Origin of the sequence: Rhizobium sp. 2YAF20, from assembly GCF_052114685.1 — a bacterium.
Classification (GTDB): domain Bacteria; phylum Pseudomonadota; class Alphaproteobacteria; order Rhizobiales; family Rhizobiaceae; genus Rhizobium.
In genome coordinates this window covers 58721-69651 of the sequence record NZ_JBFRFF010000030.1, presented here as the reverse complement: position 1 = coordinate 69651, position 10931 = coordinate 58721, and the positions used below count along the sequence as shown (strand labels likewise).

The window sequence follows — 10931 nt, the reverse complement described above, 5'->3', positions numbered from 1 at the left end:
CGCCGCGATGTCTAAATGCGATCTCATCCGACCCAGGGATCGACGAGTTCAATCCCAAAGTCCTCGAAATCCTTGATATTCCGTGTCGCGAGGGTCAGCTGGTAGGCAATCGCTGTAGCGGCGATCAAGCCGTCCATCGACGAAAGTCCGCGACCTCTTCGCTTAGCGTGCCCCATCAGGTCGCCCCAGGCCAATGCAATTGGTGCATCCACAAGGAGGACACGATGTTCAAACCGCAGTGGCAGGTCATCGGCAAGCCACGCGGCAAGCGCTTCGCGTTTTCGCCCTTGATCCATCAAGGCTACTCCACGGCGGATCTCAGCGATCGATACAATGCTGATAAAGCAGCGATCCTCGTCCAGTGCATCCAGCCATTGCAGGACGCGAGCGTCTGGGCGAGGTTTTGTCACCTCCGATAAGACATTGGTATCCAACAGCAGTTTCACAGCGGTAGATCGCGTGGTTCGTCGTGCTGACGCTCGAGATCGAGATCGGAGCCGCGCAGTGGCGATTCCATTAGAAATTCTGCGAGAGTGCCCTTGCGTGTGTTTTTCCGCTGCCATTCTTCGGCGGATACGACGACGACAGTTGGCTTCCCATTTCGGGTAATTGTCTGCGGCGCAGATTGGGCGCGTTCGATGACCTCGGAAAGCTTGGCCTTCGCGGTAGCGACAGTCCAGCTCTCATCCCCTTGCCACGAATGTTGCATTGCCTATCTCCTGACCAAAGTGACTATCTTGACTATGTAGGCCGAAGCTTAGTGAGTGGCAAGACCCTTGGCCGTTGCCCGGACGGGCAGTACGTTTATCCCGTTGAGCAGTTTGTCGACGGGCGGCTTGCCAAAGGTATTGCTGCTATAAACGCTTTGATCCCGAATCCAAGAGTAGCGTGGCTTTGGTTGCGTAGGGCAAATCCTATTCTCGGCGCAAACAAGCCAATCGATCTTTTGAAGCACGGTCGGGTTGATGAGGTACTAGAGGCAGCTCAGGCGCGGATTGATGTCACAAATTGCGTGCGCATTGTAAACCGTACCCATACGAACACACCGCTCGGCATGAGATTTGGAAAGACCCAGTTCTCCAGTCCGAAGGACATTCCGCTCGATCGGATCGGTCCCGGGGCCGGTCAGAATCACATCTCAAACGAAATCAATAGATCCTGACCCTAAACCCAAGACGCTCTACCAATAAGGGCGTGTCTCCGCTACCTCTTAAATCGGAATTTACTTACGACACCCTTGATCTCATTGATTGTGATCCCTCAATGATACATTGGAGCATATGATGACTTCTGTCAGTGTCGAATGCGCCCGAACCTCCGTCGCAGATCGTGCCGCGCTGAACGACGCCTTCCCGAAAAAGGTGGCATCGGTGGACATGTGGACACGCAAGGCGCAAGAGGTGCTGCTGTTGGAGGCCGCGGGAAAGTCGGCGGACTGTATTGCCGAAGAGCTTGGATTAAGCCGCGCAAGCGTATTAAGGATATTCCGGTTCGTCGAGCGTGCTTCCGCGGGATAGCTGGGCGGGCGAGGTGAGCCACAACGATCGGCTCCACACGCCATGAGCAACTGTACTAGCGAGAATTTCCTAATATTGCTTGGTACATTGCGATGCCGTTTGGGGAGGTCGGCAACCACCCCATCTGCCAAACGACAACATCGACGATACCACTGACGACACGTTGGTCATCGACATGCGCAACACTGTGAGAAAGCGGAAAATGCGGTGATATTCGGGCTATCTGGCGCTCGCTTAGCAGGAAAAAATCACTCATCAGAAGCTCCTTCTATGAAGACCCTGCATCTCAAACCAAATTAACAGGTTCTGACCCTAGATTGACCTGCCGGTTCTGGATCTGATGGCATGGTTTGGCGACCTTGGCGCTGACCACGGACAGAAGCATGACCCTGGTGACGAGATTTTGGTGCTGAGGGACTAAACGACCAAAGGCCCATTACAGAAGCGCAGTCGAAAGAGCAGTTCGCGAGCGGCTTTCGCCATATCCGGGCCGGCCTAGTTTTGCGCCGCCAATGACAATAATCTTGTGAAAAATACAATACTAGCGCACAATTTGTAAATGCACCTGAAGTGCGGAGCTAACTCAAATCCGGCCATCTCGCGCCGAGTGAGAGCTTACGTGGGAGGGTCGCGTCGATGGATCAGGGGTTCTTTCTTCTGTTCGCTACGGTGTCCGTGATCGCGGCCCTGACGGTGGTCCTGGCGCGGAATCCGGTTCACAGTGCATTGGCGCTGATGGCATGTTTCTTACAGATCTCGGCAATCTTCGTCTTGCTGGAGGCACCGTTGCTCGCGGTCATCCAGATCTTCGTCTATGTCGGCGCGATCATGGTGCTGTTCCTATTCGTGATCATGATGATCGATGTGCGCGAAGCGGTGTCGCAGCGCTTCTTGCCGGGCGGCAACCTGCCGGCTCTCGTACTGCTCGTCCTGCTTGGGGTCGAGATGCTTGCGCTGGTGCTCCGGAGCGACCGTTTTTCGCGCACCGAGCCCGTCGCGATGCGTGGCGGCGATCAGATCAGGCAGCTCAGCACGACACTTTTTGCCGACTATCTTCTGCCGTTTGAAGCTGCCTCCGTGATCCTGCTGGCCGCCCTGGTCGGCGCCATCGTGCTGGCGCGGAAGGAGTCGGGGTGATGGTCCCGCTCTGGTGGTATATTTTGCTTGGAGTGGCCCTGTTCGTGATCGGAGCGGCGGGCGTGCTGCTCAGGCGCAATATCCTGGTCGTGCTGATGTCGCTGGAGCTGCTGCTCAACTCCGTCAACATCAATTTTATCGCTTTTGGGCATTACTACGACGACTTCCGCGGGCAGATCTTCGCGATCTTCGTCATCGCAATCACCGCGGCGGAAGTTGCCGTCGCCCTCGGCATTTTGGTCGCCCTTGTGCGGAATAAATCCACCCTCAAGGTCGACGATGTGACAATGATGAAAGGATAGCGGCTTGGACCCGGTGACATCGATCCGGCCACTGCTAGCCGTCGCCGTCCCAGGCCTGGCGGCCCTGGCAATTCTGCTTCTCAACAACCGCGAGAAGCTCCGCGATGTCGTCTCGCCACTGGCCGCAATCGTCCTGTTCGGGATTGTCGCTTCGATGGCACCCACAGTGCTGGCGGGCGGGACCGTCGATTTGCGCCTGTTCGAGATACTGCCGGGGATTGACTTTGCGTTCCGCGCCGATGCGCTCGGCATGGTTTTCGCCACTGTCTCGTCGCTGCTTTGGATCGTGGCGGCGATCTATTCCATCGGCTACATGCGGCACCTGAACGAACATGCGCAGACCCGATTCTTCGCCTGCTTTGCCACCAGCCTGGCGGCGGCCGTCGGGGGCGCCTTCGCCGCCAATCTATTCACGTTGGTAATATTCTATGAGATGCTGAGCCTCGTTACCTATCCGCTCGTCTACCACCACGAGGATGAAGAGGGATGGACGGGCAGCCGCAAGTACCTCGTCTATTTGATGGGCGCGTCAAAAAGCGTGCTGCTCGCCGCGCTAGCGCTGACCTACCAGATCGCGGGGTCGCTGGACTTTGTCAAAGGGGGGCTGTTGGCGGGCGTCAATGCCTCGCCGGCGCTACTGATGGTCGTCTATTTCTGCTATCTCTTCGGCTTCGCCAAGGCCGCGGTGATGCCGATGCATGCCTGGCTGCCCGCTGCGATGGTGGCGCCGACGCCGGTCAGCGCGCTCTTACATGCGGTGGCCGTGGTCAAGATGGGCGTGTTCTGCTTGCTGCGGGTGGTGTTCCATATCTTCGGCGTCAAGCTGGTAGGGGAGCTGGGCCTCGGCATCGCTACGGCCTATCTGGTCTCGTTCACGATCCTGATGGCGTCCGTCTATGCGCTGACGCGCGACGACCTGAAGGCGAGGCTCGCCTATTCGACTGTCAGCCAGCTCTCCTATATCGTGCTGGGCGCGGTTCTGCTGTCTCCGGTCGCGATGGTCGGTGGCATCATCCACATCGCTGCGCACGCATTCTCCAAGATCACACTCTTTTTCTGCGCCGGGTCGATCTATTGCGCGTCTGGCAAGCGCAACATCAGCGACATGGCTGGTATCGGCCGCAGGCTGCCCTGGACGATGGGGGCATTTTTCGTCGCTTCGCTGAGCATGATTGGGGTGCCGCCAACTGCGGGTTTCATCAGCAAGTGGTATTTGACATTGGGCTCCGTGGAGGCGGGGCAGGTCGCGTTCCTGGCCGTCCTCCTGGTGAGCTCGATCCTGAACGCCGCCTATTTCCTGCCGGTCTGCTATGCCGCCTTTTTCGGGACGGAGACGCAGGAAAGCCCGGCGACGGTCCGTGAAATTCCGATGGTCACGATCCCGCTCGTGGCGACCGCCGTCCTGTCGGTGCTGATGGGCATCTTCCCCGGCTATTTCCTCACCCTGGCGAACGGAGTGGTCAGATGATCAAGCGTGTCATCGATTTCTTTGGTGGCGAAGAATATGCAAGGCGGCGCCGCCGGCTGCTCCATCTAGCGCTCATTCTGATCGTCGCGGCTGACTTTCTGGTCTCTCGCGAACACGCCGAATACCTGTGGGACCGCCTGCCCGGCTGGTCCGCCGCCTACGGCTTCGGCTCGTGCATACTGCTCATCTTCGTTTCCAAGTTTCTCGGCCATCGGGTCGGGCTGATGCGACGCGAGGATTATTATGACTGACTTCATCCATCCCGCTCTCATCTTCATTCTCGGCGCTGTGCCGATCCCGTTCCTCGGCGGCTCGATCCGCAAGGCCTATCTGCTGGTGATCCCGGCGCTGGCAATCCTTGTCGTGCTCACGATGCAGTCGGGCATCTATGGCGAGCTGCGGTTCATCGGGCAAGAAATCCTGATCGCGAAGGTCGACAAACTAAGCATCGTCTTTGCCACCGTTTTCACCATCATGGCGCTGATCGCTACGGTCTATGCGCTGCACTTGACGGATGCTGGCCAGCACGTGGCGGCCTTCGTCTATGTCGGCAGCGCGCTCGGTGTGGTGTTCGCCGGTGACTACCTGACCCTCTACCTCTTCTGGGAAAGCATGGCATTCGCTTCTGCATACCTGGTTTTCGCGCAGCGCGGGGGGCCGGCGATCCGGGCGGGGTTCCGGTACCTCATGGTCCATATCACCGGCGGCGTCGTTCTGCTCGGTGGCATCATTCTCCACGGGATCGCCACCGGTTCGCTGCTCTTTGGCCCGATGGAGCGAGGGTCGATCGAAGGCGGGATGGACGTGGGCGCCTATCTGATCCTCGCCGGATTCATCCTCAACGCGGCGGTACCGCCGCTCAACGCCTGGCTGACCGATGCCTATCCGGAAGCAACCGTCACCGGGGCTGTGTTCATGAGCGCCTTCACCACCAAGACCGCCGTCTACGTCCTGGCGCGGGCGTTTCCGGGCACCGAGCTTCTGGTCTGGCTTGGCACCGCGATGGCGCTCTACGGCGTTATCTACGCGGTGCTGGAGAACGACTGCCGGCGGCTACTGGGCTATCACATCGTCAGCCAGGTGGGCTACATGGTGGCGGGGATCGGCATTGGGACCGAGCTGGCGGTGAACGGAGCCGCAAGCCATGCCTTCGCGCATATCATCTACAAGGCGCTGCTCTTCATGGGAGCCGGGGCGGTGATCCACGTCACTGGGCAGCGCAAGCTCACCGAGCTTGGCGGGCTCTACAAGACCATGCCGCTGACCGTGGCGCTCTACATGGTCGGCGCCTTTGCAATCTCGGCATTTCCGTTCTTCTCGGGCTTTGTCACCAAATCGATGGTGATTGCCGCGGCTGGAGAGGATCATCGAGCGCTGGTGGTGCTGGCGCTGACGATGGCATCGTCTGGGACGTTCCTGCACACCGGGCTCAAGCTCCCGTATTACATGTTCTTCGGCACGGATCGGAAACTCGAGGCGCGGGAGCCGCCGCGCAATATGCTGGTTGCGATGGCCATGGCGGCGGTACTCTGTATCGCGATCGGAGTGTTCCCGCAGCCGCTCTATGCGCTTCTGCCCTATCCGGTCGCCTTCGAACCCTATACGGGCCTCCATGTCACGGAGAGCCTTGGCCTGCTGATGTTCACCGCCCTGGGATTCGTGGTGTTCCTCAAGGCGCTCGATCCCGAGAACACGATCAGCATCGACACCGACTGGTTCTATCGCAAAGGCGCGCGGTGTTTCATGTGGCTCGCCGAAAATCCGCTGGCGCGTTACGAGAAGGCGGTGAGCGACGTGTCCGAGACCGCGGTCCTGCCCTTCCTGCATGCGGCGGCACGGGCGGGGCTGCGGGTCGATCTCAGCGGCGTGGACGCCGTCGTGAACGGCGTTGCCCGTTCGGTTCTACGTGGCGGCGTGAGGCTGCGGCGGCTCCAGACCGGCGTCGTCACCCATTACGCGCTGGCCATGTTCGTCGGTGTAACCGCAGCCATCGTCGTCTTCGCCGTGGCATGGCGGTAGGGGGGTGCCATGGGGTTCCCGCTCCTTAGCTTCATCGTGTTCACGCCTGCCGCCGGGGCAGCGGCTCTGATGTTTCTGCGCGGCGACCACACGGTGCGGTGGACGGCGCTGGGCGTCACTGTCCTCGACCTTGCTCTTTGCGTCGCCATGCTGGCCAGCTTTGACACCACTAGCCACGCGATGCAGTTCACCGAGACGCGCCCGTGGGTGCCCGCTCTCGGGATCACTTATGCGCTTGGCATCGACGGAATCAGCGCGCTCTTCGTATTCCTGACCGCGCTGTTGGGCTCAATCTGCGTGCTCGCCTCGTGGGTCGCGATCGACCGCAAGATAAAGGAGTTCATGGTCAGTCTGCTGGCAATGCAGGCGCTGATGCTAGGTGTGTTCTGCGCGCTCGACCTGTTCTTATTTTACGTCTTCTGGGAGGCGATGCTGATCCCGATGTACCTGATCATCGGCGTCTGGGGCGGCGACGGACGGGTCTATGCCGCGTTCAAGTTCTTCCTCTACACGCTGGCGGGCAGCCTCCTGTTCCTGATCGGTGTCATCGTGCTCTATTTCCACGGCGGCAAGACCTTCGACATCCTCGCCCTCACAGCACAGGATTTGCCGTTCCGGGTTCAGTCCTGGCTGTTCTTCGCCTTCTTGATCGCCTTCGCGGTCAAGGTGCCGATGGTCCCGGTCCACACCTGGCTGCCGGACGCCCATGTGCAAGCGCCGACGGCCGGCAGCATCATCCTCGCCGGCGTGCTCCTGAAGATGGGCGCCTACGGATTCTTGCGGTTTTCGCTATCGATGCTGCCGGCTGCGTCGGTGTATTATTCGCCCCTGATGTTGGCGCTTTCGGCGCTTGCGATCGTCTATGGCGGGTTGCTTGCGCTGGCGCAGGACGACCTGAAGAAGCTGGTGGCCTATTCCAGTATCAGCCACATGGGCTTCGTGACGCTGGGAATTTTTGCGCTGAACCTGCGCGGGCTCGAGGGCGGCATCCTGCAAATGTTCAATCATGGCGTAACGACGGGTGCGTTGTTCCTCTTCGTCGGCCTTATCTACGAGCGGACTCATACTCGCAGCATTGCCGATTATGGCGGGCTGATGAAGGTGGCACCGGTCTATACCGCGTTTCTTGCGCTGTTTACCCTGTCGTCGATGGCACTGCCGGGAACGAATTCATTCGTGGGCGAGTTGCTGGTGCTGTCTGGCGCGTTTGCGGTCAACCTGGCCGCCGGCGCGGCTGCCGTTTTGGGTGCATTGCTGGGTGCAGCCTATCTGCTTGGCATGTATGGAAAAATGGCGCTCGGTCCGCCCAGCATCGGCGTCCGGTTCAAGATTAGCGACCTGAATGCCCGCGAGATGGCTGCGATCTTGCCGCTAGCCGTCTTCGTGCTTTGGATCGGGCTCTATCCGAAACCTCTTTTCAACATTATCGACGCCTCGGTTAAGCATCTGCTGGTACATGTGCACGATAAGGAGAGCGGCCAATGACCGCCGCTGCGCTTTTCCTGTCGATATTGGCGAGCCTGCCCGAAATCGTGGTGGTCTCTGGGGGCTGCATCCTACTGATCCTGGGACAGTTTGTGGGCAAGGGGCAGGAGCATTTCCTTGTCTGGGCTTCCGTCGCTGTCGTGCTGATTGCAGCCTTGGCGACGCTCATGCTGGCAAGTGAGGTGCGGCCGGCCTACACCGGCATGTTTATCGCCGACCGCTACGCGGTCTTCTTCAAGTTCGTGTTCTACCTTGCCACCGTTTTGACATTCCTCCTTTCGCGAAAATATGCCGATATCGAAGGGGTTGCGAGCAGCGAATACTATGTCCTGTTGCTCTTTGCGCTTTCGGGAATGATGATCATGGCCTCGGCGACCGATCTCCTGTCGATCTATGTCGGCCTCGAACTGATGGTAATCTGCACCTATGTGCTGACCGGTTTGCTAAGGCAGCAGCGGCGGTCGAACGAAGCAGCGTTGAAATATGTGATCCTCGGCTCGGTCTCGACCGGGATTTTCCTTTACGGCGTTTCGCTGATCTACGGGCTCACCGGCACAACGCAACTGGACGGGATGGCCGCTGCGGTGACCGGCGATCCGCTTGATCCCGGATTGCTGCTAGCGGTGGTCTTCGTCGTCGCGGGGCTGGTCTTCAAGGTCGGCGCGGTGCCGTTCCATATGTGGGTGCCTGACGTCTATGAAGGCGCGCCGACGACGATTACCGCCTTCATGTCGGTGGGGCCTAAGGCTGCGGGCTTCGCGGTGATCTTGCGGGTGTTCCTCAACCCTCTGGTCGCAGCCTCGCACGTTTGGATTATCGTCGCGGTCATTGCGGTGGCGACGATGGCGCTCGGCAGTTTCCTGGCGCTGGTGCAGGATAATTTCAAGCGCCTCCTGGCCTATTCCAGCATCGCCCATGCCGGGTTCGCCATTTTCGGCGTCGTGGCCGGCGGCGCGGACGGGATCGCCAGCGTGATGCTCTACCTGCTGATCTACTCTTTCATGAATCTCGGCATTTTCGGCACCATCATCATGATGCGGAACGGCGAGTTCTCGGGCGAGGTTATCGAAGACTACGCGGGTTTGGCCAAGTCGCATCCCGGGCTGGCGCTTCTGATGCTGCTCTATCTGTTTTCGTTGGCCGGCATTCCGCCGACGGCCGGGTTCTTCGCCAAGTTCTACGTGCTGGTCGCGCTCGTCGAGCGAGGTTTTGTCATGCTGGCGGTGATCGCAGTGCTGCTGAGCGTCGTTGCCGCCTACTTTTACATCCGCATCGTGATGGTGATCTACATGCGTGAGCCTGTAAGGACGTTCGACCCGGCGCTGACGCCCTTGGTGCGCGCCACGCTGGCCTTTACCGCTGCCGGCACCATCGGCATCGGCCTATTTCCGGCGTGGTTTCTGGGGCTTGCTCAGCATTCGGTGTTTGGCGGTTGATCGATTGGATTTGCAATGATCGGCCCGACGGAATAAACTGGCAGCTCAAGAAAGGATTGCCCAAGTCGCTTCCCGGGGCGACCGCATTACCGGTCCCAAACGGGGTCGGTCGCGGCCCGAGGAAAGCCCTCGTAGGGTAACCGGTGCAGTGCGATATGGCTGCAATGGAATTCTTGCCAGTGCTTTTCATGATCGCCGGAGTTGTTCTGGTGGCGGGGGCGACGCTTTTTGTCTCCTCGCTGCTGCGCCCGTCCAATCCGTATGCCGCCAAGAACATGCCCTATGAATGCGGCATGGACGCGGCCGGCGAGGCCGCCGGGGGCCGCTTGAGGGTGCAGTTCTTTATCCTTGCGATCCTGCTGGTCGTCTTCGATGTCGAGACGATGTTCCTCTTTCCCTGGGCAGTCGTCCTGAAAGAGATCGGGCTGGTTGGCTATGTCGAGATGTTCGTCTTCATATTGCTGCTTCTTGTGGGCTTTGCCTACGCTTGGCTGAAGGGGGCGCTGGAATGGGAAGCGTAAACAACGCGATCCGCGACAGCGTGCTGTTCACCACGGCCGACAGCCTGATCAACTGGAGCCGAAGGTCAGCGCTGTGGCCCGAGACTTTCGGAATTGCCTGCTGCGCCATCGAGATGATCTCTGCGGGCTGCGCCCGCTATGATCTCGACCGGTTCGGCGTGGTGTTCCGGCCATCGCCCCGCCAGTCCGACGTGATGATCATCGCCGGCACCATAACGCGGAAGTTCGCGCCCGTGGTGCGTCGGCTCTATGACCAGATGCCGGAGCCCCGCTGGGTTATCGCCATGGGCACCTGCGCCATCTCTGGTGGGGTCTACAATACCTATGCCGTGGTGCAGGGGGCGGAAACCTTCGTGCCGGTAGACGTGCATGTGCCCGGCTGCCCGCCTCGGCCCGAGGCGCTGATGCATGGCTTCCTTCTGCTTCAGGAGAAGATCAAAAGATCCCGCGCGTTAGCGGGGGCTCCTCTGGGCCGGGTCGCGGTGCCATGAGCAATGAGACGCCCCTTGACCGCGCGCCGATCACCGAGCGTTTCGGCGAGGCAATCGACGACCTTGGCTTTGCGCATGGTGTTCATACCTTTGCCGCTCCGCCTGCCATGATCGTTGTGCTTTGCCGGTTTTTGAAGGAACACCCGGCGCTGCGGTTCGACTTCCTGTCCGACATCTGCGGGGTCGATCATTATCCTGAAGTGCCGCGCTACGAGGCGGTGTATCACCTCTATTCGCTATCGAACAAATGGCGCATTCGGATCAAGTGCCGTCTCAGCGATCCACCGCGGATCCCCTCGGTTACCGGAGTTTGGCGCACCGCCAACTGGCATGAGCGCGAGGCTTGGGACATGTATGGCATCAGGTTCGAGGGCCATCCCGATCTGCGCCGAATCTACATGTGGGAAGGTTTCGAGGGTTTTCCCCAGCGCAAAGATTTCCCCCTGCGGGGCTACAAAGACACGTTGAATCCGTTCGGTGCCGAAGGTCCGCCGCCAACACAGCCCGACCTCGCCACCAGGGACATTCCGTAAAGGAGGCCGTTCTACGTCGGAA

General features: G+C 59.7%; 15 protein-coding genes. 12 read left to right on the top strand and 3 right to left on the bottom strand.

What is annotated here, in order from left to right; all coding sequences use genetic code 11:
* Positions 1-23: 23 nt before the first annotated feature.
* Both AB4Z52_RS26330 and AB4Z52_RS26325 read right to left on the bottom strand, forming a co-directional pair.
* A complete protein-coding gene (locus AB4Z52_RS26330) occupies positions 24-446 on the bottom strand; it encodes a type II toxin-antitoxin system VapC family toxin (protein WP_442220844.1) in 423 nt (140 codons plus the stop codon).
* Positions 443-709 (bottom strand): type II toxin-antitoxin system Phd/YefM family antitoxin, encoded by a 267-nt coding sequence (locus AB4Z52_RS26325; RefSeq protein ID WP_442220843.1) that lies wholly within the window; start codon positions 707-709, stop codon positions 443-445. The genes AB4Z52_RS26330 and AB4Z52_RS26325 overlap by 4 nt, the downstream gene beginning before the upstream one ends.
* A 51-nt stretch (positions 710-760) precedes the next feature.
* Here AB4Z52_RS26325 and AB4Z52_RS26320 point away from each other — a divergent pair, with 51 nt between their 5' ends.
* Both AB4Z52_RS26320 and AB4Z52_RS26315 read left to right on the top strand, forming a co-directional pair.
* Positions 761-1162, top strand: a complete 402-nt coding sequence (locus AB4Z52_RS26320) for a hypothetical protein (protein WP_442220842.1) — start codon at positions 761-763, stop codon at positions 1160-1162.
* Between the two features lie 121 nt (positions 1163-1283).
* A complete protein-coding gene (locus AB4Z52_RS26315; RefSeq protein ID WP_442220841.1) occupies positions 1284-1517 on the top strand; it encodes a hypothetical protein in 234 nt (77 codons plus the stop codon).
* A 55-nt stretch (positions 1518-1572) separates the two neighbouring features.
* Here the strand turns inward: AB4Z52_RS26315 and AB4Z52_RS26310 are convergent, their stop codons facing one another.
* Positions 1573-1773 carry a hypothetical protein gene (locus tag AB4Z52_RS26310; protein WP_442220840.1) on the bottom strand — a complete coding sequence of 67 codons (201 nt, stop codon included), beginning with the start codon at positions 1771-1773 and terminating at the stop codon, positions 1573-1575.
* 380 nt (positions 1774-2153) lie between these two features.
* On the opposite strand from AB4Z52_RS26310, the gene AB4Z52_RS26305 reads away from it, so the two are divergent.
* The 10 genes from AB4Z52_RS26305 (at position 2154) to AB4Z52_RS26260 (ending at position 10909) form a co-directional block, all read left to right on the top strand.
* The gene (locus tag AB4Z52_RS26305; RefSeq protein WP_442220839.1) at positions 2154-2654 is read left to right on the top strand and encodes an NADH-quinone oxidoreductase subunit J; all 501 of its coding nucleotides are present in this window, start codon (positions 2154-2156) and stop codon (positions 2652-2654) included.
* Positions 2654-2956 (top strand): NADH-quinone oxidoreductase subunit NuoK, encoded by a 303-nt coding sequence (gene nuoK / locus AB4Z52_RS26300; protein WP_442220838.1) that lies wholly within the window; start codon positions 2654-2656, stop codon positions 2954-2956. The genes AB4Z52_RS26305 and nuoK overlap by 1 nt, the downstream gene beginning before the upstream one ends.
* A gap of 4 nt (positions 2957-2960) precedes the next feature.
* A complete protein-coding gene (locus AB4Z52_RS26295; protein ID WP_442220837.1) occupies positions 2961-4424 on the top strand; it encodes a monovalent cation/H+ antiporter subunit D family protein in 1464 nt (487 codons plus the stop codon).
* Positions 4421-4675 carry a hypothetical protein gene (locus AB4Z52_RS26290; protein ID WP_442220836.1) on the top strand — a complete coding sequence of 85 codons (255 nt, stop codon included), beginning with the start codon at positions 4421-4423 and terminating at the stop codon, positions 4673-4675. Before AB4Z52_RS26295 ends, AB4Z52_RS26290 begins: the two co-directional genes overlap by 4 nt.
* A complete protein-coding gene (locus AB4Z52_RS26285) occupies positions 4668-6443 on the top strand; it encodes a Na(+)/H(+) antiporter subunit D (RefSeq protein ID WP_442220835.1) in 1776 nt (591 codons plus the stop codon). Before AB4Z52_RS26290 ends, AB4Z52_RS26285 begins: the two co-directional genes overlap by 8 nt.
* Positions 6444-6452: 9 nt before the next feature.
* A complete protein-coding gene (locus AB4Z52_RS26280; protein WP_442220834.1) occupies positions 6453-7928 on the top strand; it encodes an NADH-quinone oxidoreductase subunit M in 1476 nt (491 codons plus the stop codon).
* Positions 7925-9364, top strand: a complete 1440-nt coding sequence (locus AB4Z52_RS26275; RefSeq protein WP_442220833.1) for an NADH-quinone oxidoreductase subunit N — start codon at positions 7925-7927, stop codon at positions 9362-9364. Before AB4Z52_RS26280 ends, AB4Z52_RS26275 begins: the two co-directional genes overlap by 4 nt.
* 155 nt (positions 9365-9519) lie before the next feature.
* Entirely contained in the window at positions 9520-9885 is a 366-nt protein-coding gene (locus AB4Z52_RS26270; protein WP_442220832.1) for an NADH-quinone oxidoreductase subunit A, read from the top strand.
* Entirely contained in the window at positions 9873-10376 is a 504-nt protein-coding gene (gene nuoB / locus AB4Z52_RS26265) for an NADH-quinone oxidoreductase subunit NuoB (RefSeq protein WP_442220831.1), read from the top strand. Before AB4Z52_RS26270 ends, nuoB begins: the two co-directional genes overlap by 13 nt.
* Positions 10373-10909, top strand: coding sequence for an NADH-quinone oxidoreductase subunit C (locus AB4Z52_RS26260; protein ID WP_442220830.1), 537 nt, complete (start codon positions 10373-10375; stop codon positions 10907-10909). The genes nuoB and AB4Z52_RS26260 overlap by 4 nt, the downstream gene beginning before the upstream one ends.
* The last annotated feature ends 22 nt before the right edge of the window (positions 10910-10931 follow it).